The organism is Nitratireductor lacus (assembly GCF_056431025.1).
The window spans coordinates 36,453-62,278 of record NZ_JBWKMB010000014.1 but is presented as its reverse complement, the minus strand read 5'-3'; the positions used below and the strand labels follow the sequence as shown (position 1 = coordinate 62,278).

The window sequence follows — 25,826 nt, the reverse complement described above, 5'->3', positions numbered from 1 at the left end:
GAACGGCAATGCCCCCTGACTTTTGCGACCGCAACATAAGTGGGAGGGGGCTAAGATTCTGTTTCAGGCAACGGATTGCCGGAAATGCTCGTTTTCTTGCTTAACGATTTGCTTTCAGGCTGGCGCGGTAGGCAGTCTCTATGGCTGCGGCCATGACGTCCGCACCGAAGCGCGTTCGAAGATCATCGCGCGACGGCATGATCGCGTGAAAGGCTGTTTGATCGGATAATGCCAGACGCATTTTTGCGGCAATGGCTTCGGAATCCGGCTGCGTGAGGGCAGGGGAATCCTCGCCGAAGATCTCTGGAATTCCGCCCACCGAACTGGCGATCAGCGTGCGGCCTGCCGCCAGTGCCTCAAGCACGATATAGGGCATGGCCTCGGCGCGCGAGGGGACCACCATGATTCGTGCCAGTGAAAACGCATCGCGGGCGGGCATGGCCGGCAGGAAGCGGATGCGGTCGCCAAATCCAAGATCCTGCGCCTGGCGCCTGTAACGCCCGAGATCGTCGCCGTCTCCAACCATGACGGCGGTGAGGCTGCGATCAAGCGATTTCTCCGCCAGCGCCAGCGCATCGATGAAAAGGTCGGGGCCTTTCAGGTCGCGCATCATGCCGATGTAGAGGAAATCGGCCGCGCCCGGCATCGTCTGGACCGGGGCGAACTCGTCAGTGGTAAGGCCGTTATAGACGAGCGTGAAGGGCGCGCGCGGAACGCCGACCTTTTGCTCGAATGTGCGCCGCTCATAGTCCGAAACGAACAGGATGTGATCGGTCAGGCGATCCATCATGCGCTCGATCGAGAAGAAGAAGCGACCGGTGGCGGTCTCTGCGGCGTAATGCAGGCTGCCGCCGTGGGGGGAATAGATGCGTGCGGGCCTCTGGCCGGACAATCGCATCAGGGTGCCGAAGACGCGTGCATAGACGCCGCCCTTGGCGCCGTGACCGTGAAGGACGTCGGGACGCATCTCGCGTACGACGCCATAGGCGCGCCGCGCAGCGGTCAGATCGCCAAGTCCTATATGACGCTGCATGGGCGTCCGCTTCACCCCCAGCGAAAGACGCGGTTCCAGTTCCGCGATGAGGTTCGTCTCATACGCCCCGCCCGTGGTGGAATCGCAGATTATGCCGACCTCGTGCCCGGCGGCACGCTGCGCATCGCACAAATCACGAACATGGCGAAAAATTCCACCAACGGGAGAGCGAAAACAATGGACGATCCTCAGCTTTTCGCCGGTCGGCACGGCCTTGGCCCTTATTGGAGGATGCGCTTCAGAACAGGCGTTCGCGGACATAGACCGTGTCACCGGGAAGAAGCGGATCGGACGTTACGACACGACCGGTCATGACCTTGCCGTTGATATCGCGGGTTATGTCGACATTGTTCTGGTTGGCGCGCGGGCTGAAACCGCCAGCGGCGGCCACGGCCTTTTGAACCGTCATGCCTGGAACATAGGAATACTGTCCGGGCGCTCCGACTTCGCCCATCACGAAGACAGGGCGGTAGCGGTCGATCTCCACGGATACATCCGGATCGCGTAGATAACCCTGCCTGAGCATGCCGGCAATGGACTGTTCAACCTGTTTTGAGGTCTTGCCGCGGGCAGGAACCGAACCGATCAGCGGAAATGCGATGTAACCGGCCTGGTCGACGCTGTAGGTGTTGGTCAGGTTGTCCTGATCGAAAACGGTGACACGCAGTGAATCTCCAGCGTCGAGCACATAGGGCTGGTAAAGCGCTTCGTGAAATGCCGCCGGCGCCGGGCGGTATCCCGAACAGCCCGCAGCAAGGACGAAAGCTGCCAGCACTGGCAGGAGTTTGGCTGTTTTCATCATGACCGACTGCAAACCTCTGACGTCATCCAGTCCCGCCCGTGATCTGTCTTCGACATCTTCACGAAAGCAGGCACCATGCTCGTTTTATCCATCCGTTAGGGTTAATGTCGGGTAAAGTTGCGCCTTATACCCCCATAACGCGCATGCTTTTTCAATCTAGCGGCAGGCGCGAAGCTTTAACCGGCTGGTTACTATGCCCGTTTACCTTGGCGTCGAGCAGATTGGGAGCCAACTGGATGAACAGCGATCAGATCGCGCATGGTGACGTGGATGTCGACCTGGGCCGGCTTTTTGCCAGTGTCCGGCAAAAATGGCCACGCATTCTCTTCGCCGCACTCGTCATCACGGGACTGGTTTTTGCGGTTACCTATGCGGTGACGCCGCAATATCGCGCCCAGACACGCCTGCTGATCGAGACCCGAGAATCCATCTACACCCGCCCGCAGGGCGTGAATGACGGTGATCGTCCGATCCTCGACGGTGAGGGGGTGGCAAGCCAGGTCGAGCTGATCACCTCCACCGAAATTCTCACGCGCGTGGCCGAGGACTACAATCTTGCCAATCGCGGCGAGTTTGCCGGTGACGGTGGTTCCCTTCTGTCCGGTCTGCTTGAGATGGCCGGCCTCAAAAGTGCTCCTGTTGAAGGAACGGCGGAAGAAAAGGTTCTGCGCGCGTTCCGCGAGCGCCTGACGGTCTACCGTGTGGAGAATTCGCGCGTCATCGTCATCGAGTTTTCGTCGGAAGATCCCAAGCTCGCGGCTGAAATTCCCAATGCCGTGGCCGACGCATATGTGGCGGTGCAGAGCGATGCAAAGCTCCAGTCGAACACCAGTGCAACCCAGTGGCTCGAGCCGGAAATCCAGGATCTGCGCGAGCGCGTGAAGGAAGCCGAAGCGCGTGTCGCCGAATACCGGGCGCAGTCCGATCTTCTGCTTGGCCAGAACAACACCGTCCTGGCCACACAACAGCTTGCCGAACTTTCGAGCGAGCTTTCCCGCACCCGCGCGAACCGGTCTGCGGCGACGGCACAGGCCGCTTCGGTTCGCAGTGCGCTTCAAAGCGGCGCTTCGGTGGAAACGCTGCCCGAAGTCATGGCGTCGCCGCTCATCCAGCGCCTGCGCGAAAGACAGGTGGAGCTCAACGCACAGATCGCCGATCTCTCGACGACGCTGCTCGGCAATCATCCGCGCATTCGCGCGCTGCGGTCCCAGCTTGCCGATCTCGATGCGCAGATCAGGAGTGAAGCCAACAAGGTGCTTGCCAGCTTTGAGGCCGAGGCAGCGACGGCTGAGCGGCGTGAGGAAGAGCTGACCGCAGAACTCAACCGCCTGAAATCCGCATCCGCGCTTGCCGAAGAAGAACAGGTGGAGCTGAGGGCTCTGGAACGCGAAGCCGCCGCCCAGCGCGAACTGCTTGAATCCTATCTGACGCGCTATCGTGAGGCCGCGTCGCGCAGCGACCGGAATTACCTGCCGGCAGATGTACGCATCTTCTCGCGTGCCATCACCCCGAGCGAACCTTATTTCCCAAAGATCTTGCCGATCACGGTGGCGGCCTTTGTCGCGTCGCTTCTGGTCATGGCCGTCATGACGCTCCTGCAGGAGCTTTTCAGCGGCCGGGCCATGCGCCCGACAGCGGGTGTCCCGGCTCCGGTGCCCGCGACGGCGCGAATGCCGCGCGCGGAGCCGTTGATGGAGGTCCATTCCGACGAGCCGGAACTCACGGATCTGGACGCCGAAAGGGCGCACATACCGATCTTTCCCAAGCGACCTGAGACGCGGCGGGAACCCGTGCAACCGGTGCGCTATGGCGAGATCGACATTGAACAGGCGTCGGAACGGCTGGTGGCGGGTGGCGCAGGCCGCGCCCTGTTCATCTCACCGGAGGGCGATGAAGCGGCGGCGGCCTCGGTTCTGGTGGCGCGGGACGTGGCCGATTCCGGCCTGCGCGTTCTGCTGCTCGACCTCACCGCTTCAGGCGCTGCGTCGCTGCCGATGCTCGAAAGCGTTGCCTATGCCGGTATTACAAACCTTCTCGCCTCGGAAGCGCAGTTTGCCGATGTGATCCACACGGACCTCTTTTCCGAGTGCCACATCATTCCGGTCGGAACGGCCGATCCGAAACGCGCCATGCGGGCGGCAGACCGGCTGCCGATCATCATGGAATCCCTGTCGGCCGCCTATGATGTGGTGATTGTCGAGTGTGGTCCATCAGATGCCCGGGATATCCGGCGTCTCCTGTCTTCCGACACCGAGGTTCTGGTGAGCATGGTCGATCCGGAGGAGGGGGACATGGCGGTCGAGATGCTTGACGACCTGCGTGAAAGCGGCGTCGATGCCCCGATCCTCGTTTCACCGGCTGGCCACCGCATGCCGCCGGCCCCGCCCGGCCGCGACGCGGCCTGATCTTGGTGCCGCGACGCGGCCTGAGCCCGGTTCAGCCACGCAGCAGCGCCAGCCGGCGCCGAACGGCTTTCGCAGTTGCCCAGAGCCTGGGATTGTTGTTGATCAGGCGCTTGGCGCGGGCGATGCCAGCGCGAGTCAGCGCAGCGGCGCGGCCTTTCGCCGTCAGGGGCACGAACGTGTCGAACTGGATGGTTTCCAGATCGCACCACAGTCGTTTGTAATATTCGTCGCCAACGCTGAAATCATAGATCTTCAGCCCCTGTGAGCAGGCGTCCTCGATGTTTTCGTAAAACAGGAAACGGCCCGGACTCGCTTCGCTCAGCTCATCGTCGGCAAACGAGCTGAACTCGCAGATCAGGCGTTCGCCAACGCGGCTCGAGCCGGTCACGGCGCGGAGCCTGCCGGCCACCTCCAGCCCGTGAAGCACAAAGCCCGGGTTCTGCATCTCCGCCGCATCGCCGAAGAGCGTACGGAAAGAGGCTTTTACGCGGTCAGGCGCGAAAACGTCCTGAACGCCCATCAGCGCGAAGCGGTGCGCCTTCATGTCAAAGAAGGCGTCCAGCATCGCCTCGGCCTCGGCACGTGAGCCTGCCAGACGGCGCTCATAGCCGCCCGCCGCCTCGAGCTTGCGCGCCTGCGAGCGATGCTGCTTGCGCTTCCGCTTTCCGCTGGAGCGTTCGAGAACCGCGTCGAAGCCGCCTTCGAGGTCGACGGCGAGCGAGACGTTGGGGCTGTCGCCGTGGGGCCAGCCAGAGAGCGGGTTGGTCTGATCTCCGCAGTTGCGTACCTGCCGCTCGAGCACCAGCAGGTCGATATCCGGCCGGGCATGACGGATAGCGTCGACCAGCATTTGAAGGTGTGAGCCGGGCAATCCGTCGCGAACCCTGCGGTTCAGTGCCGGGAAATTGCCATTGGCGTGGCGGTCGCCGATGAAGCGGGCAACGCCAAAGCGGCCCTGTCGGGCAACTTCGAGCGCCAGGCTCATCAGGTGGCCGTCCCCGTCGCAAAGCCGGGCGATAATGGGAGGGTGCGGTGCATGCTTCGCCCAGGCCACCACCCAATCGGGGCTTTGAGCAGGCATGAAGCGGGCATCGCCGCAGTCTTCGCGATAGCGCTGCAGCGTCACAGCGTTGGCGTCGCGGACCTCGACGCCGAGGCCTTCCTCAGCGTTACCGCCGGTGGCAGACACCCTTACTGGCTGCTTTGCAAACGTCATCTTTCATCGCAGTCGTCAAAGCCGCCCCTCTGGCAGCGTTGCTTCTGAATACCGACAAAAGGTGAAAGAAAGATCGACGGATCAGGCGCCGCCCTCGGGCTTGCCGATCATCCAGCGGATGATGAACATCGCCGGGATGATCCACAGAAGGCCGGACAGGAAGAAATAGGCAAGGTGAACCAGCGGGCCGGATTCGGCCAGTTGCGCCACGGCGATCGCGGTCGAGAGGATGGCGTAGACGGCCACAAGCGCGACGAGCGCGACCATGCCGATGAATTTTCGAAGACGTACGGGCATGAAAAATACCTTTCGCGCGCTTCATAAAACGCTCGGAGACGCGATGCAATCGCAGGCCCCACGCAGCGCGACGGCTTGTCGCGCAAAGGCCGGTTCGGCTTGCAAGTCAGGTGGCTTTGGTTCACCAACGGTCAACTTCCAAAATGACGATGGCTGACGCTGTGGATATGACCGCTTCCAGTGCTGCAAGGGTAGACGTCTCGCAGGAGACACTTTTGCGCAACCGCAAATTCGTGCGCTTCTGGCTTTATTTCGTGCTTTTTACCCTGTTTGCGCTGGTGATCGTCGGCGGGGCGACCCGGTTGACGGAATCGGGCCTTTCCATCACCGAATGGAAGCCGATTCACGGCGTCATCCCGCCGCTGAGCGAGGCCGAATGGCAGGAGGAACTGGAGAAATACCGCCAGATTCCCGAATACCAGCAGATCAACAAGGGCATGAGCCTCGATGATTTCAAGACCATCTTCTGGTGGGAGTGGGCGCACCGGCTGCTGGCGCGCGGTGTTGGCTTCGTTTTTGCGCTGCCGCTGGCCTTTTTCTGGTTGACGGGGCGGCTCGAAAGCAGCCTGAAGCCGAAGCTTCTTGGCATTCTGGCGCTGGGTGGCCTGCAGGGTGCGGTCGGCTGGTGGATGGTCGCCTCCGGCCTGGTCGACCGGGTCGATGTGAGCCAGTACCGGCTTGCAACGCATCTCACCATCGCCTGCCTGATCTTCGCCGCGACCGCGCTCGTCGCGCGTGGCCTCGCGCCACACTCGGCGGGAAGGGCGGATGAGGGCATACGCCGCTTCGCCGGCTGGATGGTGGTGGCGGTGCTGTTTCAGATCTATCTTGGCGGCCTTGTTGCCGGTCTGCGTGCGGGCATGACCTACAACACCTGGCCGTTGATGGACGGTGCGCTGGTGCCCGGAGGTCTCTTCGCGCAGACGCCGGCCCTGATCAATTTCTTCGAGAACCCGAAGATGGTGCAGTTCGTGCACAGGCTGGGTGCCTATGCGCTGCTCGTTCTGGCGCTCTGGCAGATGGTGTTCGCGATCCGCCGCGCGCCGGGGACGACACATGCGCGCCGCACGATCCTCTTTGCGGTTCTGGTTCTGGCGCAGGCGGCCATCGGCATCGTGACACTCATCATGGTCGTGCCGATCGATGTTGCGTTGACCCATCAGGGCGTGGCGCTCGTCGTGCTCTTCTTCGCCTGTGCGCATTGGCGGGCAACCAAGGGGCCTTATCCTCTGCCGGCGCAGCGCCAGACGGAAGACGAGATTTACTGAAGCGCTGCTTCCAAAGCACGCGCGACGGCAAGGCTGCGCGCGGCTTCCTCCCCGTTGCCGTCTTCTAGGTGCCACGAAGCCGAGAGGCAGGCGTGGCCGAAGCCGTAGCGCAGGAAATCGCCCGCATCGCGTCCGAGTCGGCGCGAGAGGAGCGCGGCAAGCCGCGCGGCGCGGTCCGGATCGTTGCGCAGATCGTCGCGCTCCAGCGGATTGTAGAAAAGGTTGGCTGCGTCGTAGCAGGCGTCGCCCACAACGCCCGTCGGATCGATCAGCAGCCAGCCGCGAGGGCCGAGCATCATGTTCTCGTGATGGAAGTCGCCATGCAGGGGGCGCACGTCGCGCTGGTTCGACAAGAGGTCGTCGACGATGGATGCCGCGCGCGTCAACGGCGTTTCCCGGCCAGAGCCGCGGTCCTGGCGGGCCTTCGCGAACAGGCTGCGGAAATGGTCCCGCAGCGGCGTCAGACCTGGGGGCACAGGCGGACCGGCATCGCCGGCCAGCCGGGCAAGCATCTCGGCCGCCAGCGTGTTCGCCGCCTCGTCACCGCTCCCATCGAGCACGTCGAGCAGCGTGCGATCACCCGCGTGCTCGAGCAGATGGGCGTTGTTGTGCCGGTCGATCAGCTGCACCGCATCGCGGCTCGCCCGCCATAGCAGGAGGAGCGCGCCGGTCTCGTAATTCTCCAGCCCGGCGGGCTTGTGGTCCTTGACCACGGCGATGTCGCCGCCGCGGCGTGTCACTTCCCAGATATGGCTTGCCGGCGTGTCCGCCATGAGCCGGGCCGAGACGATGTCCCAGTCTGGCGGAAAGTCTGGTGGCAGGGGCGCTGCTGTGGCGTTATCGGCCATCGCTTCCGATCATCAGATCCATGTTCTGTACGGCCGCGCCCGAAGCGCCCTTGCCGAGATTGTCGTAGACGGCGACGAGCAGAGCCTGCGCGCGGGCGTCGTTGGCAAAGACGTGCAGCGTCATTGTGTTGGTGTCGTTGTGGATCTCGGGATCGATATCCGCCGTGCGTTCGATTGACGCGAGCGGGGCAACCTTTACCACACCGCCCTCAATCGCGCCGTAATGGTCGGCGAGTGCTGTGTGGAGTTCCGCGCCCGAGGGCACGCGGTCGAGATGGCCGAGCTGCAGGGGCAGGGCGGTCAGCATGCCCTGGGCAAAATTGCCCACTGCCGGCTGCATCAGCGGCACACCGGCAAGCTTGGCATAGGTCTGCAGCTCCGGCAGGTGCTTGTGGTTGAGCGTCAGCCCGTAAGGCATGAATTTGGGCGCGTCGGCGCCTCTGGCCTCATAATCTTCGATCATGTTGCGGCCACCACCCGAATAGCCCGAAATGCCGTTGACAGTGACAGGCAGGTCGGCCGGCAGCAGGCCGGCACCGATCAGCGGACGCAGGAAGGCGATGGAGCCCTGCGGCCAGCAACCGGGATTGGCAACACGTTTGGCATTGCGGATCGCAGCGCTTTGAGCCTTGTCCATCTCGGCAAAGCCATAGACCCAGCCTTCGGCGACGCGATGGGCCGTGGAGGCATCGATGACGCGCGTTGTGTCATTGTCGATCAGCGAGACGCTTTCGCGCGCTGCATCGTCCGGCAGGCACAGAATGGCGATGTCGGCGGCGTTGAGGAATTCCGCACGCGCTGCCGGATCCTTGCGCTTCTCGGCGGGGATGGAGATCACTTCGATGTCGCGGCGTTCGGCCAGAGGTGCCCTGATCTGCAGGCCGGTGGTGCCGTGTTCGCCGTCGATGAAGATTTTCGCCGTCATGATGTCAGTCCTGAAAAAGAGTCGTATTTCAACTGGTTGCGCACGCGTTCGGAATCAACCCGTAAAGCGCCTGAATCGATGCTTCAGCTCTCATCGTCGTTTTCGCGCCGCGAGAAGGCCGAGATAGTGCATGGCGATGGTCGCCCCCGCGATGGCTGTCACATCCGCGTGGTCATAGGCAGGAGCCACCTCAACAATATCCGCGCCAACAATCTCCAGCGCGCCGAGCTGGCGCAGCACTGAAAGCATCTTCGCGCTGGATGGGCCGCCGGCCACCGGCGTTCCGGTGCCCGGCGCGAAGGCCGGGTCGAGGCAGTCAATGTCGAAGGTGACATAGGCGGGGCGATGGCCGACGCGTGCGAGAATGGCTTCGGCGATTTCGCCGGCCTTCATTTCTTCCACGTCATAGCCATGCAGGATGGCGATGCCGCAATCCTCCGGCGCGTGGGTGCGAATGCCGACCTGGATGGATGCCGCCGGATCGATCACGCCGTCGCGCACCGCGCGCCCGACAAAGGATCCGTGGTCGATCCGCCTGCCATCGTCGTGCCATGTGTCCTGATGCGCATCGAACTGGACGAGGGCGAGGGGCCCGTGCTTTGCCGCATGCGCTTTCAAAAGCGGCCAGGTGACGAAGTGATCGCCGCCGAGTGAGAGAAGGAATGCGCCGGATTTGAGAATTTTCGCAGCTTCCCGCTCGATCGTCGCCGGCGTCTTCTGATGATTGCCATAATCGAGCAGGCAGTCGCCATAGTCGATGACGGACATCGTCTCGAACAGATCCGCGCCAAATGGGTATTGCGGATCATTGTCGAAGATCGCCGAGGCGCGGCGGATCGCCTGCGGGCCGAAGCGCGCGCCGGGGCGGTTGGATACCGCTGCGTCGAACGGGATGCCCCAGATCACTGCATCCGCGCCTTTAAGCGACTTGGTGAATTTGCGGCGCATGAAGGAGAGCGCCCCCGCATAGGTGGGGTCGCTGGCAGCGCCCGTCAGCGTGCGGGCGGTGAAAGCGTGGTCGATCGAGTTCGACGGCATGGGCTCCTCCTGTGGCGACCCAAATGGGTAGGGTCAAGCCAGAATCTGCGCAAGAAAAAAGCGGACCCGAAGGCCCGCTTTTCGTATCCGGCAGTTCTGGAAGCTTAGCGCTTGGAGAACTGGAACGAGCGGCGAGCCTTTGCCCGGCCATACTTCTTGCGCTCGACCACGCGGCTGTCGCGGGTCAGGAAGCCACCCTTCTTGAGGACGCCTCGCAGCGCCGGCTCGTAATGGGTCAGGGCCTTGGAGATACCGTGACGAACGGCACCGGCCTGGCCGGACAGACCGCCGCCGACGACGGTTGCGACGATGTCGTACTGACCGTTGCGGTCGGCAGCGACGATCGGCTGCTGCAGGATCATCTGCAGAACCGGGCGTGCGAAATATGCCTGGAACTCCTTGCCGTTGACGGTGATCTTGCCGGAGCCCGGCTTGACCCACACGCGGGCAATGGCGTTCTTGCGCTTGCCGGTGGCGTAAGCGCGGCCCTGGGCGTCCAGCTTCTGCACATGCACCGGAGCTTCCTGCTCGGCGGTCTGCGCAGCGGTTGCCGCACCCAGCTCTTCGAGGGAATTGATTTCGGCCATTACTGGGCCCTCACATTCTTCTTGCTCATGGCGGCGACGTCGAGCGTCTCCGGGTTCTGGGCGGCGTGCGGATGCTCGGCGCCGGCGTAGACGCGCAGATTTTTCATCTGGCGGCGGCCAAGCGGACCGCGCGGGATCATGCGCTCAACGGCCTTCTCCAGCAGACGCTCGGGGAACCGCCCCTCGAGCAGCTGGCGCGCGGTGCGCTCCTTGATGCCGCCGGGATGGCCCGTGTGCCAGTAGTATTTCTTGTCGGTGTATTTCTTGCCGGTCAGCACAACCTTGTCGGCATTGATGATGATGACATTGTCGCCATCGTCAACATGCGGGGTGAAGGTGGGCTTGTGCTTGCCGCGGAGACGGTTTGCAACGATGGAAGCGAGACGGCCGACAACAACGCCTTCGGCGTCGATCAGGATCCACTTCTTCGTCACTTCCGCAGGCTTCTGCGAAAAGGTTTTCATGGGTCGTTTTCCACTTTCATGAACCCGGCCCTGAGGCTGGGCGTTTCTTGTTGCTTGTGTTTGCGACCGTCTCGCCCGTGGGGCCGCGATCAGTTCAAACCATTGCAGCACCACATTTGAGGTGCAGCGCTGGTTACCTATAGGGGCGCGGGATGGGCGTCAAGTGCAATATTTTGAATGTCGTCGTGAAAACACCAATAAAAACAACATGTTAAAATTAAGGTATTTAGATACCGCTATAAATCAGCGCTGTTTGCCGCATTTCTGAGGCAAAACGGCTCATTCGGCGGGCGGGATCGAGTAGGTGCCGGTGGCGTGAGCGACGGTTTCGCCTGTATCGCCTGCCACCAGTTCGGCCTCGAAAACCATCAGCCGTCGGCCGAGTTTCAGAATGCGGCAATGGCCGTCCACCGTGCCGGGGCCGGCCTTGCGCATGAAGTTAATGTTGAGGTTGGTGGTCACGGCGAGCGCCTTGCGGCCGATATGGGAGAGCGCGCACACATAGCCGCCGATATCGGCCAGCGCGAAGAGTGATGGGCCGGAAACCGTGTCGCCGGGACGCAGATGCCGGAACCCGGCCTCAAGCCGCACCGTACAGCCACCCGGAGAGACATTGAGCGCGCGATAATCGGGAACCTCACCGCTGCAGGCCTGCGGAAACACGTCGCGCAGATAGAGATTGACCTCCTCGGCGTCCATCACCGGCTGAAACGTGCTCGATCCGCTTCGGGCATCCATAAACACTGTCCTCCCATTCTTTCCTGGCTGGCGCTTTGCGACGGCGGCCGGCAAGTGAGAGAATTGCCGGATTGCAGCAACAACACAAGCGGCACTAAGGTGACGACGCATTTGACCCAGGGAGGAAGACCATGGCCGACGCGGCAGCAGTTCAGGAGACGATAGAGGCACCGGTCGCGGTGAGCGAGGCGGGCGGGATCCTGCAGCTGACGCTTGCAAGCCCGCCTGCCAACGCGCTGTCGATTGCCATGATGGAGGCGCTGAAGGGCGCGCTCGAGCGCGCCCGCGACGACGACGCGGTGCGTGTCATCGTTCTGCGCTCCGAAGGCAAGGTGTTTTGCGCGGGCCACGATCTGAAGGAACTGACGGCGCATCGGGCCGACGCCGACCGGGGCAGGGAATTCTTTGAAGAAACAATGCGTCTCTGCGCCAGCCTGATGCAGACCATCGTGCGTCATCCCAAGCCGGTGATCGCCGAGGTGAGCGGGGTCGCCACCGCCGCCGGCTGCCAGCTCGTCGCCTCCTGCGATCTTGCGGTGGCAGGCGAGACGGCGCGGTTTGCGACGCCCGGCGTCAACATAGGTCTTTTCTGTTCGACGCCGATGGTGGCGCTGTCGCGGAATGTTTCGCGCAAACACGCCATGGAGATGTTGCTGACGGGAGAGATGATCGATGCGCAGACCGCGCTTTCGTTCGGTCTCGTCAACCGCGTGGTGCCGCAGGAGGTCTTGAATCAGACTGCGATGAATTTCGCACAAACCATTGCTTCCAAATCACCTTTGACGCTCAGGATCGGCAAGGAAGCGTTTTACGCACAGGCCGAAATGGCGCTTTCGCAGGCCTATGACTACACGGTCCGGGTGATGGTGGAGAACATGATGGCGCGGGACGCGGAAGAAGGCATCGGTGCCTTCATCGAGAAGCGTGCGCCTGAATGGCAGGGCAAATGAGATGTGCAGGCTGCGGGCGGTAGACGTGCCACCCGCAGCGGGCACCGCCCCCCACCGGCGTCAATCATTGTTCCAGCATATGTGCAGGGGACAGGCATCGGTATCGAGGGTGGGGACGTGCCGGATCTTCAATGTATTGAATGCGGCAGGGCATTCATTGAGGTTCGCCACGAACCGGTCATAGCGTTGGATGGGCCCGCCATTGCCCGATGGATAGCGAAGGATGATGGATCCGTGTTCCCTGATGGCTGCCTGGATCTGCTGGCAGGACTGACCGGCTGCCCATGTGCTGTTGTTTGGAAACAGCAAGACCACACCGACGATTACGACCAACGACTTGCGCATAGCTTCCCTTTCTGAGCATCGTTACAGGACGGCGCCTCTCCGATGGAACGTGGCGTTCGGGAGAGGGGCGGCGGGAAGTAATGCCGCAGGTCAAATGGAGACAAAAGCGGTTATAAACATAAATAAATAAAGGATTTTTTCTGTTCCCAAATATATCAATTCAGGGTGCGTCGGAGGCTGGCCAAAATGCGCAGTCCTGGTCATGCGCGATGCTGTGGCAGATCAGTTCGAGAACACCCAGGGGTGCCGGAAAAGCCGCTCCCTTATCTCCGGCTTGCAACGCAGCACCGGACAGTGGGCGCGGTCTGCGGTGGGAATGGTGTCGCGTGCGCCGATATGGCCGACGGGGCAAAGCCGCTCGTTCGCCACATAGCGGTCATAGCGCGGGAGGCTGGGGTTGTTGCGCGACTGGTAGCGCATTATCGCAGCGCCTTCGGAGGCGATCCTCGCTTGCACCTCGGCGCAGCTCATGGCAGTTGAGGTGTAACGGGATATGGCTTCGGCCGGGCTGGCGATGATGATCGCTCCGAAGGCCAGTACTGCATATCTCAACATGTTCGACCCCCTTGTTTATCCGCGGCTGTGCTGAGCGGAAACCATATCATGAACTGCGTTTGCGCCGACAATGAGGTTGGCCGTGATTTTCAGGGCCGGCGCAGGCGACCATGCTGCCAGTGGCACCGCGCGGCGCGGCGGGCGTTCTGACACTGCAAATTCCGGGAGCAACGATGAACCACGACAAATACGACGACGCCTACATCTCCAATATTTTGAACACGGTGAAGACCGTCGCCATTGTCGGCGCGTCGGCCAATGAGGTGCGCCCGAGTTTCTTCGTGACGAAATATCTAATCGACAAGGGCTATACCGTGTTCCCCGTCAATCCGGGGCAGGCGGGCAGGGAGATCGCCGGCCGCCCGGTCGTTGCCCGGCTCGCCGATCTGCCGGAGCCGGTCGACATGGTCGACATCTTCCGTCCCTCCGCAGCCATTCCCGGCGTGACGGATGAAATCCTGGCGATGGACCCGCTCCCCGGGGTTGTGTGGATGCAGCTTACCGTACGCGACGACGCCTCGGCCGCGAAGCTGGAGGAAAAGGGCATCAGGGTGGTCATGGACCGCTGTCCCAAGATCGAATATGCGCGGCTTTCACGTGAAATCGGCTGGAATGGCGTCAACAGCCGGGTCATTTCCTCGAAAAAGCCCATCATGCGCAAAGGTTTTCAGAGTTTCGGCATTCGTCAGCGCTGATTTTTCAGGCGCGTGCGGCCGGCAGGGACAAAACGCCTTTTCCTGCGACGGCGCGCTCTGTATTGATGCCCCACCGAATATTTGTTTATGGAGGAATAGTCATGAGTGAGCGTACGCCCGGTTTCGACACGCTGGCGGTGCATGCAGGAGCCCAGCCCGATCCGGCGACAGGCGCACGCGCCACGCCGATCTACCAGACCACCTCCTATGTCTTCGACGATGCGGACCATGCCGCCTCGCTGTTCGGCCTCAAGGCATTCGGCAATATCTACACCCGCATCATGAACCCGACCCAGGCTGTGCTTGAAGAGCGCGTCGCGGCCCTTGAGGGCGGCACGGCGGCACTCGCGACAGCGTCGGGCCATGCCGCACAGCTTCTGACGTTCCACACGATCATGAAGCCGGGTGCGAATTTCATCGCGGCCAAAAAGCTTTATGGCGGTTCGATCAACCAGTTCGGCCATGCCTTCAAGAATTTCGACTGGCATGTGCGCTGGGCCGATCCGGAGGATCTCGACAGTTTCGAAAGCCAGATCGACGAAGATACGCAGGCGATCTTTGTCGAAAGCCTCGCCAATCCCGGCGGCACCTTTGTCGATCTGGAGAAGATCGGCGACATCGCCCGCAGGCACGGCCTGCCATTCATTGTCGACAACACGATGGCATCGCCCTATCTGTTGCGCCCCATTGAGCACGGCGCGGATATTGTTCTGCACTCGCTGACCAAGTTCATGGGCGGCCACGGCAATTCCGTGGGCGGTGTGCTGGTCGATGGTGGTACGTTCGACTGGTCGAAGTCGGGCAAATATCCGATGTTGTCCGAGCCGCGCCCAGAATATGGCGGCATGGTGCTGCACGAGACCTTTGGCAATTTTGCCTTCGCGATTGCCGCCCGCGTGCTTGGCCTGCGCGATTTCGGCCCGGCGATCTCACCCTTCAACGCGTTCCTGATCCTCACAGGTATTGAGACGCTCGCGCTCCGCATGCAGCGCCACAGCGACAACGCGCTCAGGGTGGCCGATTGGCTGAAGGGCCACGACAAAGTGTCCTGGGTTTCCTATCCGGGCCTGCCCGACGATCCCAATCACGGCCTCATGAAAAAATATTCGCCCAAGGGGGCGGGTGCTGTCTTCACTTTCGGCCTGAAAGACGGTTTCGATGCCGGCGTGAAGGTGGTGGAGAGTGTCGAGCTCTTCTCGCATCTGGCCAACATCGGCGACACCAAGTCGCTCATCATTCACCCTGCCTCCACCACACATCGCCAGCTTTCCGACGAGCAGAAGGCTGCAGCTGGTGCAGGCGTCGATGTTATCCGTTTGTCGATCGGCATCGAGGATGTGGAAGACATCATCGCCGATCTGGAGCAGGCATTGGCCCAGATCTGAACCAGATACGCTTGCTTGGCTTTTTTATGTGGCGCGGGCTCTTTGGCCCGTGCCGTTTCCATTTCGCGCGAGACCGAGCCTCGTCAAGAGCCAGTGTTCCAGCGGCAGTCGAGCCGCTCAAGTCCATGAAAGTGATAGGTGTCGCCATAGGCCGGTGGCGCCTTCAGAGCGAGCGAGGGCAGGCGTTCGAACAGAACTTTCAATCCCACCTGCATTTCCAGTCGCGCCAGCGGCGCACCTATACAGAAATGGATGCCGGCACCGAACGAGACGTTCTTTTGATCTCCACGACCGGGCCGGAAGTTGCGCGGATGATCGAAGGCGCGCGGGTCGCTGTTGGCCGCACCCAGCATCAGCCCCACGGTTTCGCCGGGATTCAGGGTGAGGCCAGCCGTGACCTCAACTGTCTCGTAGGCGTAGCGTGTGAACATGTGCAGCGGCGGATCGTAGCGCAGGCATTCCTCGACCGTGGCCGCCGTCTCGGCCTCGGAGGCGAAGAAGCGGCGCGGGTCGCCGCCCTGCGCAAGAATGGTGGATATGGCATTGCCGAGCTGGTGCACGGTCGCTTCGTGTCCCGCATTCAGGAGCAGGATCGCAGAAGAAGCGAGTTCATCTTCGGAAAGCTGCTCACCATCTTCTTTCGCGGAGATCAGAAGGCTTAGCAGGTCATCGCCGGGAGAGGCACGCCGCTTCACGGCATGGGCACGGATGAAGGCGGAGAAGTCGCGTGCGGCCGCGTCGGCGCGGCGCTGGGTTTCCTCATCCGAGCCATGCATATACATGGCCACCATACGGTGCGACCACTCGACCAGTTGCGGCCCCATTTCGCCCGGAACGCCAAGCATTTCCGTGATGATGACCAGCGGTATGGGCGTTGCGTAGGCGGCAAGGAGCTCCGCCTCGCGATCCCGCTCGAAGCCGGTGATCAGGTCATGGCAAAGTGCTTCGACGCGCGGGCGCAGGCGCTCCACCTGACGCGAAACGAAGGCGCGGTTGACGAGTTTTCTGAGCCGCGTGTGGACTGGCGGTTCCAGCTCAAGCATGGAGTTCGCCTCGACCGCGTCGAAATGGGCAAGATGCGTTCGGGACGCAGGATCCGGCTTGCGCCCGTCGGGCTGCTGGCGCCCGAGGCGCCGGTCGCGCAGCGCGCGATTGACGCCGTCATGATCGATCAGGCACCAGAAGCCGTAATTTTCCCAGAAGAAGGCCGGTTCCTGCGCATGGAGGAACGCGTAGGCGTCATAAGGATTGCAAACGAATTCCGGCTGGTGCGGGTCGAGCTGGACGGATTTTCGATCAGCGTCGAACTGGAGATAGGCAGGCCTGGTGTGCATTGTGGTGGCGATCCGGCTTCCAGAATGTGCGGTGTCGTGCGGCGCAGGTCGCTATTCATACCCGGCGAATCGGCGGCCGACGACCATCTTGATAAGCGCTTGCTCTTGCGTCAGGGGAAGGGGGCATCCTATCTATCCCGTTGAACCAAACGATTCTGCCGCTTTGCGCGCGCCAGATTTGCGGCGTGCGACTTCCAACCGAAAGGTATTTTCATGCCGAATCCCGTCGATACCGCCATGAATCTGGTGCCCATGGTCGTCGAGCAGACGAACCGGGGTGAACGGGCTTACGACATCTTCTCGCGTCTTCTCAAAGAGCGCATCATCTTCATCACCGGCCCAATCGAGGATGGCATGGCCTCGCTGGTCTGCGCGCAGCTTCTTTTTCTCGAGGCCGAAAACCCAAAGAAAGAGATCGCGCTCTACATCAACTCGCCGGGTGGTGTGGTGACCTCGGGCATGGCCATTTACGACACGATGCAGTTCATCCAGCCCCCGGTCTCCACGCTGTGCATCGGTCAGGCCGCGTCGATGGGCTCGCTGCTTCTTTGTGCGGGTCACAAGGACATGCGCCTTGCAACGCCCAATGCGCGTATCATGGTGCACCAGCCTTCCGGTGGCTTCCAGGGGCAGGCGTCCGATATCGAACGCCACGCGCAGGACATCATCAAGCTGAAACGCCGCCTGAATGAAGTCTATGTGAAACACACGGGTCAGGATTACGAGACGATCGAGAAGACGCTCGACCGCGATCACTTCATGACCTCGGACGAGGCGCTGGCTTTCGGCCTGATCGACAAGGTGGTCAGTTCGCGCGACGCGACCGAGAAAGCCTCTGATTCCTGATTCCCGATCAGGCTTTCATCAACGGACGGCCCGGCCTGGTGCCGGGCGGCACGCGTTTCGCCCGCATTTGCGGTCGATTGCGTCAATTCTGTCACATTTTTGTGTTTGCAGCCGGTGTGTGAACGCCTACGTTAAGCCTATATTGAGTTTCCGAAGCCAAGGTCTGGACAGGGGCTCGGTATGGTTGCCGCGTTTTCGGATTTGTGTTTCGTTTCGAAGACAGAGCGTGGACCGCCTGGGGGCTATTCCGTCTTCGGGTGCCATGACCGCCCGGCAGGTACGGGGCGACATGCCGGTGGGTAGTGAAAGGACGTAAGACATGAGCAAGGCCAGCAACGGCAGCGGGGACTCCAAGAACACGCTGTACTGCTCCTTCTGCGGCAAGAGCCAGCACGAAGTCCGCAAACTGATTGCGGGACCGACTGTCTTCATCTGCGATGAGTGCGTTGAACTGTGCATGGACATCATCCGCGAGGAAAACAAATCCTCGATGGTGAAGTCGCGCGAGGGCGTGCCCACACCGCAGGAAATCATCGAAGTGCTCGACGATTATGTGATCGGCCAGAGCCACGCCAAGCGTGTGCTGTCCGTGGCGGTCCACAATCACTACAAGCGCCTTGCCCACGCCTCGAAGAATGCGGATGTGGAACTGGCCAAGTCGAACATCCTGCTGATCGGCCCGACGGGCTGCGGCAAGACATTGCTGGCGCAGACGCTGGCCCGCATCATCGACGTGCCCTTCACCATGGCCGATGCGACGACGCTTACCGAAGCCGGCTATGTCGGTGAGGATGTCGAGAACATCATTCTCAAGCTGCTGCAGTCAGCCGATTACAATGTCGAGCGTGCGCAGCGCGGCATCGTCTATATCGACGAGATCGACAAGATTTCGCGCAAGTCCGACAATCCCTCGATCACGCGTGACGTGTCAGGCGAGGGCGTGCAGCAGGCGCTCCTGAAGATTATGGAAGGCACGGTCGCTTCCGTCCCGCCGCAGGGCGGACGCAAGCACCCCCAGCAGGAGTTCCTGCAGGTGGACACGGCCAACATACTCTTCATCTGCGGCGGCGCATTTGCCGGTCTCGACCGGATCATCTCCGACCGTGGCCGCAAAACCTCCATCGGCTTTGGCGCGACGGTGGCGTCACCGGAGGATCGGCCGACGGGCGAACTGTTCCGCCAGGTTGAGCCGGAGGACCTTCTGAAGTTCGGCCTCATTCCCGAGTTTGTCGGTCGTCTGCCAGTTCTGGCGACGCTGGAAGACCTGGACGAGGCCGCTCTTGTACAGATCCTGAGCGAACCGAAGAACGCCCTGGTCAAGCAGTATCAGCGTCTGTTCGACATGGAGAATGTGGAACTCACCTTCCATGAAAACGCGCTCGCCGCGATCGCCCGCAAGGCGATCGAGCGCAAGACGGGTGCCCGCGGCCTGCGTTCGATCATGGAGGCGATCCTGCTCGACACCATGTTCGAACTGCCGGCGCTGGAAGGCGTTCAGGAAGTTGTGATCTCCGACGAGGTCGTCGCCGGCAATGCCCGCCCGCTCTACATTTACGCAGAGCGCGAGCAGGAAAAGGGCAACGCCAGCGCCTGACGAATCACCTTTGTCTGTAAGTGTTTGTGTTCATGTCTGCGTCACCGGGGCCTGGCCCCGGTGACGTTCGTGTTTTGTGGTGTTGATAACCACCAGATCGCCCCAATCGGGATGGCCAGAGGCTGCAGGCTGTGTGTCCGGTCCACGCAACCTGCCTAAGCCCTTGATCTTCTCGGTTCATGTCTCCAACTAAGGGAGGAGCAAAGGTGGGGTGGTTTCCATTCACGCATCGCGCAACAATGCGGTTGCTTCTGGTGGATAACGCTCTGGCCGGATAGACTGAAGCCCGCGACTGGCTCTTGAGCGGTCGCGGTTTGAAAAGGCTGAAACATGACTGATACCCCCAAGACCGCTGGTGGCGCTCCTTATCCCGTATTGCCCCTGCGCGATATCGTGGTGTTCCCGCACATGATCGTTCCGCTCTTCGTCGGCCGCGACAAGTCGATCAAGGCGCTGGAAGAGGTGATGGGTGCCGAGCGGCAGATCCTGCTGGCCACGCAGATGAACGCTGCGGATGATGATCCGGAGCCCAGTGGCATTTACGACGTCGGTACGCTTGCCAATGTGCTGCAGCTTCTGAAATTGCCCGACGGCACGGTCAAGGTGCTCGTCGAAGGCACCTCGCGTGCGCGCATCTCGCAGTTCACCGACCGTGAGGAGTTTCACGAGGCCACGGCCGATCTTCTTCCCGAGCCGGAAGAGGACCAGGTGGAGATCGAGGCGCTGGCGCGGTCCGTGGTCTCCGACTTTGAGAATTACGTAAAGCTCAACAAGAAGATTTCGCCCGAAGTGGTGGGCGCCGCGACCCAGATCGAGGATTACTCGAAGCTGGCCGATACAGTTGCCTCACATCTGGCGATCAAGATTCCCGAGAAGCAGGAAATGCTGGCCACGCTCTCCGTTCGCGAGCGGCTTGAAAAGGCCATGGGCTTCATGGAAGCCGAGATTTCCGTGCTGCAGGTGGAAAAGCGTATCCGTTCGCGCGTCAAGCGTCAGATGGAGAAGACTCAGCGCGAGTACTATCTGAATGAGCAGATGAAGGCCATTCAGAAGGAGCTCGGCGAGGGCGAGGACGGCCGCAACGAGGCTGCCGAACTGGAAGAGCGCATCAGCAAGACCAAGCTCTCCAAGGAAGCGCGCGAAAAGGCCGAGGCCGAGCTGAAGAAGCTCAAGACCATGTCGCCCATGTCGGCCGAGGCCACGGTGGTCCGCAACTATCTTGACTGGCTGCTCTCCATTCCGTGGAAGAAACCGAGCAAGATCAAGAACGATCTCGAATTCGCCGAGAACGTGCTCGACACCGATCATTTCGGTCTTGAGAAGGTCAAGGAGCGTATTGTCGAGTATCTGGCCGTCCAGAGTCGTCAGAAGAAGCTCAAGGGTCCGATCCTGTGCCTCGTCGGACCGCCCGGCGTCGGCAAGACCTCGCTCGCCAAATCCATCGCCAAGGCCACAGGACGTGAATATGTCCGCATGGCGCTCGGCGGTGTGCGCGATGAGGCTGAAATCCGCGGTCACCGCCGCACCTATATCGGCTCGATGCCCGGCAAGGTCGTCCAGTCGATGAAGAAGGCGAAAAAGTCCAACCCGCTCTTCCTGCTCGACGAGATCGACAAGATGGGCATGGATTTCCGTGGTGATCCCTCTTCGGCGCTGCTTGAGGTTCTCGACCCGGAGCAGAATTCAACCTTCATGGACCACTATCTCGAGGTGGAATATGACCTGTCGAGCGTGATGTTCGTCACCACGGCCAACACGCTGAACATTCCGCCGGCGCTGATGGACCGCATGGAGATCATCCGCATCGCCGGCTACACCGAGGATGAGAAGGTGGAGATCGCCAAGCGGCACCTCCTGCCCAAGGCCGTGCGCGAGCATGCGCTCGAGGCGCGCGAATTCTCCGTGACCGATGGCGCGCTGCAGCAGATCATCCGCACCTACACGCGTGAGGCCGGTGTCCGCAATCTCGAGCGCGAGCTGATGAAGCTCGCCCGCAAGGCGGTGACGGAAATCCTGCGCAACGCCAAGAAGGACGGCGGCAAGGACAAGGTCGAAGTGACCGAGGACAACCTGTCGGATTATCTGGGCGTGCAGCGCTTCCGCTTCGGTCAGGCCGAGGGCGAGGATCAGGTGGGCGTCGTGACCGGCCTTGCCTGGACGGAGGTCGGCGGCGAGCTTCTCACCATCGAAGGTGTGATGATGCCCGGCAAGGGCAAGATGACCGTCACCGGCAATCTGCGCGACGTGATGAAGGAATCGATTTCGGCAGCGGCATCCTATGTCCGCTCGCGCGCTGTTGATTTCGGCATCGAGCCGCCCGTCTTCGACAAGAAGGACATTCACGTGCACGTGCCGGAAGGCGCGACGCCCAAGGATGGCCCTTCGGCAGGCGTTGCCATGGCGACCTCCATTGTGTCGATCATGACCGGCATCCCGGTGCGCAAGGACATCGCCATGACCGGCGAGATCACCCTGCGCGGCCGCGTGCTGCCCATCGGCGGATTGAAGGAAAAGCTCCTTGCGGCGCTGCGTGGCGGCATCAAAAAGGTGCTTATCCCCGAAGAGAACGCGAAGGACCTGGCCGATATTCCCGAGAATGTGAAGAACGGTCTCGAAATCGTACCGGTCAGCCGCGTTGGAGAAGTGCTCGAACATGCGCTCACCCGCACGCCCGATCCGATTGATTGGGTCGAGCCCGTGGAGCCGGCAAAGGTGGCGGCCGGTGAGGGTGAAGGGCAGACGATCGCCCATTAGAGCAGTTTGCAGTCAGGCGGATCGCCTGACGTCCGCGCAAATGCGGGAAATGCAGACAGATTGAGCGGAGCGGCGTTTCCGGAAAATCGCTCTAAGGCTTTCCCCAGGGCCGGTTCGGCAGGCGCGCTGAACCGGTGCAGCGCAAGGGATCGCCCCATTATGATGCCGCTTTTTCGGCAAAACTCTCAAAAGCCGGGCTTTGTGCCCGGCTTTTCTGTCGAAAACCGCAGAAAACATCGGTTTTGGGTGGGTTCTAAAGCATTTCGTGCTTGGTGGCGGCAAATGTTCTCCCTAGACTGCCTCGAGCCGAGTGAGTCGCATCACTTGGTCCTTATCAGGAAGGGGTAATTACATGAACAAGAACGAGCTCGTATCCGCAGTCGCAGAAGAGGCAGGCCTCTCGAAAAGCGATGCCCAGTCCGCGGTCGATGCAGTTTTCGCCGTCATCGAAGGCGAACTCAAGAAGGGTGGGGACGTGCGCCTCGTCGGCTTCGGCAACTTCTCCGTTTCGCGGCGTGAGGCCTCCACGGGCCGCAACCCGCAGACCGGCGCCACGGTTCAGATCCCGGCCCGCAACGTGCCGAAGTTCTCGGCCGGCAAGGGCCTGAAGGACGCAGTCAACAGCTGATTGCGCCCTTGAATGACTGCAAGAAAAGCCGGGTTTCGACCCGGCTTTTCTTTTGGCCGTATGGCTTCCCGTTCTTTTTGAGTGCGATCAGGGCGCGCGCAGGCTCATATGCAGTAGCGGATATGGGCGGCCGTCGCCATCGCGCGGGGAACGTCCCGTCACCGCGAAGCCCATCTTCCGATAAAAGCCGAGCGCCTGCTCGTTCTGCTCGTTGACATCGAGTGTAAGCCGCCTGGCGGCGACCTGACGGGCATGGGCAATAAGCTGTGCGCCGAGGCCTTTCCCGCGCGCATCCGGGTCGACAAACAGGCTGTCGACATGCGCTGCCGTCAAACCCATGAACGCGAGGGGAGAATCGCGTCCATCCACTGCGACCCAGAGCCTGGCCTCCGGCAGATAGCTACCGGCAACATCGGCTTCGATTGCGCGGAAATCCGATTCGGATAGAAAATCATGAGTGGCGCGAACTGACCGCCGCCAGATCTCCATCAGGTCGACGAGGTCATCTTTCCGGGCCTTGCGAATCTCGGGCACGTAACGCGCTCCCTGAGGAAGGAAATGATGGCCTGGAGCAGGGCGAAATCGGAGAGCCGATAAAAATGCGGTCCAGTAAGGGAGGGAGGAATGGTGGGCGATGACAGGCTCGAACTGCCGACATCTTCGGTGTAAACGAAGCGCTCTACCAACTGAGCTAATCGCCCATTCCAAGCGGATCGTTTAGGGCGTTCGCGCACGGATCGCAAGCAAAAAACGGCTTCTCCAACGCATATTGGAACAACATCAAGAAAGTTTCACAAACTGCAGATTGGCTGCTTGACACCACATCAAGAACCCCCTAATTCAGCGCTCATCGACGCGTTGCTGCTTCGGCACAACGCCTCAAGCGCGGGTGTAGCTCAGTTGGTTAGAGTGCCGGCCTGTCACGCCGGAGGTCGCGGGTTCGAGCCCCGTCACTCGCGCCACTTCTCACATAAAATGAAGAAGTGGTGCTCGGAGGAAACCTCCGAAGCTGGAATGAAAATCTCCCTGCACTTTTCCGCGAATTCCATCGCTCTCAAGCGTTAAAGCACGGCGCTTCTGCCCTGAGATTTTGGCACGTCTTGTGTGCGCATGTGGCCGGGAAAACGGCCTGCCAGAGCTCCCAAGATGCGCCGCAGTCAGCGGATTGTGGCTGTGCGGAAGGGATCCACGCTCGGAAAATCGTTCGTTCGCTCCGCACTGTCGAGAAGATAGACGAACATGATCACCGCCGCAGCCGCCGGTGACAGCAGGAGCGCAGCGCGCAACACATACGAGAACAGTTTGATCGGGCTCATGGTGCCAGAGAGTAAAGCCCGAACTTTAATGGACCCTGCACGCTTGTGTTAACCATGGCTCGTAATGTTCGGCAGACATGGTTTCCGCAGCCCGTTTTAACCCGACTGACAGCATTCAATGCTAGTCTGCCATCTCAGTTTGTGGGGGTCGCAGCCAGTGGTGACCAATTCAATAGCCAGCGAACGAACGCCGAAGCGATCGATCGTAGCGACAATCCAGGCCGCCATTTTGCTCGGCCTTGTCGTGTTCGGCACCTGTCTCTTTGGAATCTACACGCGCCCGGTCGATTTCCTCGCGACGGTATGGCCCGCCAATGCCGTCATGCTCGGCCTGCTTTTGCGGATGCCTGCCACGGCATCGCGCTATGGCTGGGGCGCTGCGACGGCCGGGTTCGTTGCGGCTGACCTTCTCACCGGCTCTCCACTTGGCAAGACGCTCATACTGACGGGTGCAAACCTTGCCAGCATCGGCGGGGCCTTTGTGGTTCTGCGGATGTTTCCGCGGGAGGCGATCCGGCTGCAGACACCGGAATCGGTTCCCCAGCTTGTTTCGGCGATCGGTTTTGGCGCCTGTCTGGCGGGGCTGGTCGGGGCGGTGGCAAATCCGGTTCTGTTCAGCGGTACCGCCCTGGGCGGCTGGACATTCTGGTTCGTCACCGAGTTTGCGAACTTTGTCGCGATCCTGCCGGTCATTCTCACCGCCCGCGTGATTCCGTTCCCGCGCGGCGCGTCGGCGAAGCGGCTGGCCTATCTCGCGACGCCGATGATTGCACTCGCTCTCACATGCTTTGCCAGTTTTCAGATCGGCGGTCCTGGCGCCGTCGCGTTTCCCGTGCCGGCCCTCCTGTGGGCGGCGATCGTGTATCCGCGTTTCGTCACGGTCCTCCTGACGTCGGTGTTCAGCTTCTGGAGTCTGATCGCGCTCTCGGCAAACCTGTTCGACAAGATGGTTGATGTCTCCGCGGAAGGCGCTCTGATCTCCATGCGGCTTGGCGTCAGCCTGATCACCCTTGCCCCCCTTATGCTCGCAAGTGCGATGGCAAAGCAAAAGGATCTGATTGCCCAGCTCTCCCATCTTGCCCGGCACGATCCTTTGTCCAGTCTCCTCAACCGGCGCGCTTTCGGGGAAGAGGCGTTGAGGCTCGCGCGGTCCTGCGCCAGACAGGCTCTGCCCTATTCCGTCCTCATGCTGGACATCGACCACTTCAAATCCATCAACGACCGCTTCGGTCATGCGGCCGGAGACCAGGTGATTTCGATCGCAGCGGCAAGGATTTCTGCGTGTCTGCGCGGCAACGACATCATCGGACGGGTCGGTGGCGAGGAATTCGCCATTCTCCTCCCCAAATGCCGCCGCGAACAGGCGCTTGAGGTGGCCGAACGCATCCGCAGCGCCTTCTCACAGGCACCCGTAAAGCCGGACAGGCAGGTTGCTATCCCCGTGACGGTCAGCGTCGGGCTGGCAGCATCGGAAGACGGTTCAGCCGTGATTGAGGCGCTCTTGGAGGAAGCCGACAGGGCGCTCTATCGCGCCAAGCATCTCGGCCGCAACCGCGCCGAAATACACGGACATGCACCGGGCTGGAAATCGGTTTAGTCGTTGCGGCAGGTATATGGCCCGGGTCTCGTGGGCCAGCCCTCTCAACGGATGGAGTTTTTTTCATAAGTCCTCTTGCAACGGTCAGCCCTCGCCACCACATGGGGATAAGCGGTGGCTGAGCCGGTGCGGGGCGTCCTGCAAGATGTGTGGCGAGGTTCCCCGGGCAGCCGCTGTATTCGACCTGAACGACCCTGTGGTGACCA

The 25,826-nt window shown here is 61.3% G+C and carries 25 protein-coding genes and 2 tRNA genes; 11 read left to right on the top strand and 16 right to left on the bottom strand.

Annotated elements, in window-relative coordinates:
- Positions 1-100 precede the first annotated feature (100 nt).
- Both AC07E3_RS13305 and AC07E3_RS13300 read right to left on the bottom strand, forming a co-directional pair.
- Positions 101-1,243, bottom strand: coding sequence for a glycosyltransferase family 4 protein (locus AC07E3_RS13305; protein WP_478362489.1), 1,143 nt, complete (start codon positions 1,241-1,243; stop codon positions 101-103).
- 28 nt (positions 1,244-1,271) lie between these two features.
- Positions 1,272-1,835 carry a polysaccharide biosynthesis/export family protein gene (locus AC07E3_RS13300; protein WP_418792831.1) on the bottom strand — a complete coding sequence of 188 codons (564 nt, stop codon included), beginning with the start codon at positions 1,833-1,835 and terminating at the stop codon, positions 1,272-1,274.
- Between the two features lie 236 nt (positions 1,836-2,071).
- Here AC07E3_RS13300 and AC07E3_RS13295 point away from each other — a divergent pair, with 236 nt between their 5' ends.
- A complete protein-coding gene (locus AC07E3_RS13295) occupies positions 2,072-4,240 on the top strand; it encodes a GumC family protein (protein WP_478362486.1) in 2,169 nt (722 codons plus the stop codon).
- Between the two features lie 31 nt (positions 4,241-4,271).
- Here the strand turns inward: AC07E3_RS13295 and AC07E3_RS13290 are convergent, their stop codons facing one another.
- Both AC07E3_RS13290 and AC07E3_RS13285 read right to left on the bottom strand, forming a co-directional pair.
- Positions 4,272-5,456, bottom strand: a complete 1,185-nt coding sequence (locus AC07E3_RS13290) for a GNAT family N-acetyltransferase (protein WP_478362484.1) — start codon at positions 5,454-5,456, stop codon at positions 4,272-4,274.
- Positions 5,457-5,537: 81 nt separating this feature from the next.
- Positions 5,538-5,753, bottom strand: a complete 216-nt coding sequence (locus tag AC07E3_RS13285; RefSeq protein WP_007007928.1) for a DUF2842 domain-containing protein — start codon at positions 5,751-5,753, stop codon at positions 5,538-5,540.
- A gap of 167 nt (positions 5,754-5,920) precedes the next feature.
- Between AC07E3_RS13285 and AC07E3_RS13280 the strand changes: the two genes are divergently transcribed.
- The gene (locus AC07E3_RS13280) at positions 5,921-7,021 is read left to right on the top strand and encodes a COX15/CtaA family protein (RefSeq protein ID WP_478362482.1); all 1,101 of its coding nucleotides are present in this window, start codon (positions 5,921-5,923) and stop codon (positions 7,019-7,021) included.
- On the opposite strand, the gene AC07E3_RS13275 is transcribed toward AC07E3_RS13280, so the two are convergent.
- The 6 genes from AC07E3_RS13275 to AC07E3_RS13250 form a co-directional block, all read right to left on the bottom strand.
- Entirely contained in the window at positions 7,015-7,869 is an 855-nt protein-coding gene (locus AC07E3_RS13275) for an aminoglycoside phosphotransferase family protein (RefSeq protein WP_478362480.1), read from the bottom strand. The genes AC07E3_RS13280 and AC07E3_RS13275 overlap by 7 nt on opposite strands.
- Positions 7,859-8,794, bottom strand: coding sequence for an N-acetyl-gamma-glutamyl-phosphate reductase (argC, locus tag AC07E3_RS13270; RefSeq protein ID WP_478362478.1), 936 nt, complete (start codon positions 8,792-8,794; stop codon positions 7,859-7,861). The genes AC07E3_RS13275 and argC overlap by 11 nt, the downstream gene beginning before the upstream one ends.
- A 90-nt stretch (positions 8,795-8,884) precedes the next feature.
- The gene (gene speB, locus AC07E3_RS13265; protein ID WP_478362476.1) at positions 8,885-9,832 is read right to left on the bottom strand and encodes an agmatinase; all 948 of its coding nucleotides are present in this window, start codon (positions 9,830-9,832) and stop codon (positions 8,885-8,887) included.
- 104 nt (positions 9,833-9,936) lie between these two features.
- Positions 9,937-10,419 carry a 30S ribosomal protein S9 gene (rpsI, locus tag AC07E3_RS13260; RefSeq protein ID WP_007007924.1) on the bottom strand — a complete coding sequence of 161 codons (483 nt, stop codon included), beginning with the start codon at positions 10,417-10,419 and terminating at the stop codon, positions 9,937-9,939.
- On the bottom strand, positions 10,419-10,883 hold the full coding sequence (gene rplM / locus AC07E3_RS13255; protein ID WP_007007923.1) for a 50S ribosomal protein L13: 465 nt from the start codon (positions 10,881-10,883) through the stop codon (positions 10,419-10,421). Before rplM ends, rpsI begins: the two co-directional genes overlap by 1 nt.
- 279 nt (positions 10,884-11,162) lie before the next feature.
- Positions 11,163-11,621, bottom strand: coding sequence for a PaaI family thioesterase (locus AC07E3_RS13250; RefSeq protein WP_065817689.1), 459 nt, complete (start codon positions 11,619-11,621; stop codon positions 11,163-11,165).
- A gap of 131 nt (positions 11,622-11,752) precedes the next feature.
- Here AC07E3_RS13250 and AC07E3_RS13245 point away from each other — a divergent pair, with 131 nt between their 5' ends.
- Positions 11,753-12,571: an enoyl-CoA hydratase gene (locus tag AC07E3_RS13245; RefSeq protein ID WP_478362471.1), complete on the top strand. Its 819-nt coding sequence runs from the start codon at positions 11,753-11,755 to the stop codon at positions 12,569-12,571.
- Between the two features lie 60 nt (positions 12,572-12,631).
- Here AC07E3_RS13245 and AC07E3_RS13240 read toward each other — a convergent pair whose 3' ends face one another.
- A complete protein-coding gene (locus AC07E3_RS13240; RefSeq protein WP_478362468.1) occupies positions 12,632-12,916 on the bottom strand; it encodes a hypothetical protein in 285 nt (94 codons plus the stop codon).
- Between the two features lie 222 nt (positions 12,917-13,138).
- Positions 13,139-13,471, bottom strand: a complete 333-nt coding sequence (locus AC07E3_RS13235; RefSeq protein ID WP_336065321.1) for a hypothetical protein — start codon at positions 13,469-13,471, stop codon at positions 13,139-13,141.
- A gap of 173 nt (positions 13,472-13,644) precedes the next feature.
- Between AC07E3_RS13235 and AC07E3_RS13230 the strand changes: the two genes are divergently transcribed.
- Positions 13,645-14,166 (top strand): CoA-binding protein, encoded by a 522-nt coding sequence (locus tag AC07E3_RS13230; RefSeq protein WP_336067545.1) that lies wholly within the window; start codon positions 13,645-13,647, stop codon positions 14,164-14,166.
- 101 nt (positions 14,167-14,267) lie between these two features.
- Positions 14,268-15,551: an O-acetylhomoserine aminocarboxypropyltransferase gene (locus AC07E3_RS13225; RefSeq protein WP_478362465.1), complete on the top strand. Its 1,284-nt coding sequence runs from the start codon at positions 14,268-14,270 to the stop codon at positions 15,549-15,551.
- 83 nt (positions 15,552-15,634) lie between these two features.
- Here the strand turns inward: AC07E3_RS13225 and AC07E3_RS13220 are convergent, their stop codons facing one another.
- Positions 15,635-16,885: a cytochrome P450 gene (locus tag AC07E3_RS13220; RefSeq protein ID WP_478362463.1), complete on the bottom strand. Its 1,251-nt coding sequence runs from the start codon at positions 16,883-16,885 to the stop codon at positions 15,635-15,637.
- 213 nt (positions 16,886-17,098) lie between these two features.
- On the opposite strand from AC07E3_RS13220, the gene AC07E3_RS13215 reads away from it, so the two are divergent.
- The 4 genes from AC07E3_RS13215 to hupB all read left to right on the top strand — a co-directional run bounded on the left by AC07E3_RS13215 (position 17,099) and on the right by hupB (position 22,707).
- Positions 17,099-17,731 carry an ATP-dependent Clp protease proteolytic subunit gene (locus AC07E3_RS13215; RefSeq protein WP_065817681.1) on the top strand — a complete coding sequence of 211 codons (633 nt, stop codon included), beginning with the start codon at positions 17,099-17,101 and terminating at the stop codon, positions 17,729-17,731.
- A gap of 319 nt (positions 17,732-18,050) precedes the next feature.
- A complete protein-coding gene (gene clpX / locus AC07E3_RS13210; protein ID WP_336065313.1) occupies positions 18,051-19,325 on the top strand; it encodes an ATP-dependent Clp protease ATP-binding subunit ClpX in 1,275 nt (424 codons plus the stop codon).
- Between the two features lie 330 nt (positions 19,326-19,655).
- Positions 19,656-22,079 (top strand): endopeptidase La, encoded by a 2,424-nt coding sequence (gene lon / locus AC07E3_RS13205; protein ID WP_336065311.1) that lies wholly within the window; start codon positions 19,656-19,658, stop codon positions 22,077-22,079.
- Positions 22,080-22,431: 352 nt separating this feature from the next.
- Entirely contained in the window at positions 22,432-22,707 is a 276-nt protein-coding gene (hupB, locus tag AC07E3_RS13200) for a DNA-binding protein HupB (protein ID WP_007007911.1), read from the top strand.
- 87 nt (positions 22,708-22,794) lie between these two features.
- On the opposite strand, the gene AC07E3_RS13195 is transcribed toward hupB, so the two are convergent.
- Together AC07E3_RS13195 and AC07E3_RS13190 are read right to left on the bottom strand one after the other, a co-directional pair.
- Positions 22,795-23,241: an acetyltransferase gene (locus AC07E3_RS13195; protein WP_478362459.1), complete on the bottom strand. Its 447-nt coding sequence runs from the start codon at positions 23,239-23,241 to the stop codon at positions 22,795-22,797.
- 91 nt (positions 23,242-23,332) lie between these two features.
- Positions 23,333-23,408: transfer RNA gene (locus AC07E3_RS13190), tRNA-Val, on the bottom strand.
- A gap of 184 nt (positions 23,409-23,592) precedes the next feature.
- On the opposite strand from AC07E3_RS13190, the gene AC07E3_RS13185 reads away from it, so the two are divergent.
- A tRNA-Asp gene (locus tag AC07E3_RS13185) sits at positions 23,593-23,669 on the top strand.
- 195 nt (positions 23,670-23,864) lie between these two features.
- Here AC07E3_RS13185 and AC07E3_RS13180 read toward each other — a convergent pair.
- Positions 23,865-24,023, bottom strand: coding sequence for a hypothetical protein (locus tag AC07E3_RS13180; protein WP_336065306.1), 159 nt, complete (start codon positions 24,021-24,023; stop codon positions 23,865-23,867).
- Positions 24,024-24,183: 160 nt separating this feature from the next.
- On the opposite strand from AC07E3_RS13180, the gene AC07E3_RS13175 reads away from it, so the two are divergent.
- The gene (locus AC07E3_RS13175; RefSeq protein WP_478362456.1) at positions 24,184-25,620 is read left to right on the top strand and encodes a GGDEF domain-containing protein; all 1,437 of its coding nucleotides are present in this window, start codon (positions 24,184-24,186) and stop codon (positions 25,618-25,620) included.
- The last annotated feature ends 206 nt before the right edge of the window (positions 25,621-25,826 follow it).

What these genes read in the sequence shown, in the direction of transcription:
- AC07E3_RS13300 (WP_418792831.1), bottom strand. Translation starts at nt 1,835, where the DNA reads ATGATGAAAACAGCCAAACTCCTGCCAGTGCTGGCAGCTTTCGTCCTT.
- AC07E3_RS13295 (WP_478362486.1), top strand. Translation starts at nt 2,072, where the DNA reads ATGAACAGCGATCAGATCGCGCATGGTGACGTGGATGTCGACCTGGGC.
- AC07E3_RS13290 (WP_478362484.1), bottom strand. Translation starts at nt 5,456, where the DNA reads ATGACGTTTGCAAAGCAGCCAGTAAGGGTGTCTGCCACCGGCGGTAAC.
- AC07E3_RS13285 (WP_007007928.1), bottom strand. Translation starts at nt 5,753, where the DNA reads ATGCCCGTACGTCTTCGAAAATTCATCGGCATGGTCGCGCTCGTCGCG.
- AC07E3_RS13280 (WP_478362482.1), top strand. Translation starts at nt 5,921, where the DNA reads ATGACCGCTTCCAGTGCTGCAAGGGTAGACGTCTCGCAGGAGACACTT.
- AC07E3_RS13275 (WP_478362480.1), bottom strand. Translation starts at nt 7,869, where the DNA reads ATGGCCGATAACGCCACAGCAGCGCCCCTGCCACCAGACTTTCCGCCA.
- argC (WP_478362478.1), bottom strand. Translation starts at nt 8,794, where the DNA reads ATGACGGCGAAAATCTTCATCGACGGCGAACACGGCACCACCGGCCTG.
- speB (WP_478362476.1), bottom strand. Translation starts at nt 9,832, where the DNA reads ATGCCGTCGAACTCGATCGACCACGCTTTCACCGCCCGCACGCTGACG.
- rpsI (WP_007007924.1), bottom strand. Translation starts at nt 10,419, where the DNA reads ATGGCCGAAATCAATTCCCTCGAAGAGCTGGGTGCGGCAACCGCTGCG.
- rplM (WP_007007923.1), bottom strand. Translation starts at nt 10,883, where the DNA reads ATGAAAACCTTTTCGCAGAAGCCTGCGGAAGTGACGAAGAAGTGGATC.
- AC07E3_RS13250 (WP_065817689.1), bottom strand. Translation starts at nt 11,621, where the DNA reads ATGGATGCCCGAAGCGGATCGAGCACGTTTCAGCCGGTGATGGACGCC.
- AC07E3_RS13245 (WP_478362471.1), top strand. Translation starts at nt 11,753, where the DNA reads ATGGCCGACGCGGCAGCAGTTCAGGAGACGATAGAGGCACCGGTCGCG.
- AC07E3_RS13240 (WP_478362468.1), bottom strand. Translation starts at nt 12,916, where the DNA reads ATGCGCAAGTCGTTGGTCGTAATCGTCGGTGTGGTCTTGCTGTTTCCA.
- AC07E3_RS13235 (WP_336065321.1), bottom strand. Translation starts at nt 13,471, where the DNA reads ATGTTGAGATATGCAGTACTGGCCTTCGGAGCGATCATCATCGCCAGC.
- AC07E3_RS13230 (WP_336067545.1), top strand. Translation starts at nt 13,645, where the DNA reads ATGAACCACGACAAATACGACGACGCCTACATCTCCAATATTTTGAAC.
- AC07E3_RS13225 (WP_478362465.1), top strand. Translation starts at nt 14,268, where the DNA reads ATGAGTGAGCGTACGCCCGGTTTCGACACGCTGGCGGTGCATGCAGGA.
- AC07E3_RS13220 (WP_478362463.1), bottom strand. Translation starts at nt 16,885, where the DNA reads ATGCACACCAGGCCTGCCTATCTCCAGTTCGACGCTGATCGAAAATCC.
- AC07E3_RS13215 (WP_065817681.1), top strand. Translation starts at nt 17,099, where the DNA reads ATGCCGAATCCCGTCGATACCGCCATGAATCTGGTGCCCATGGTCGTC.
- clpX (WP_336065313.1), top strand. Translation starts at nt 18,051, where the DNA reads ATGAGCAAGGCCAGCAACGGCAGCGGGGACTCCAAGAACACGCTGTAC.
- lon (WP_336065311.1), top strand. Translation starts at nt 19,656, where the DNA reads ATGACTGATACCCCCAAGACCGCTGGTGGCGCTCCTTATCCCGTATTG.
- hupB (WP_007007911.1), top strand. Translation starts at nt 22,432, where the DNA reads ATGAACAAGAACGAGCTCGTATCCGCAGTCGCAGAAGAGGCAGGCCTC.
- AC07E3_RS13180 (WP_336065306.1), bottom strand. Translation starts at nt 24,023, where the DNA reads ATGAGCCCGATCAAACTGTTCTCGTATGTGTTGCGCGCTGCGCTCCTG.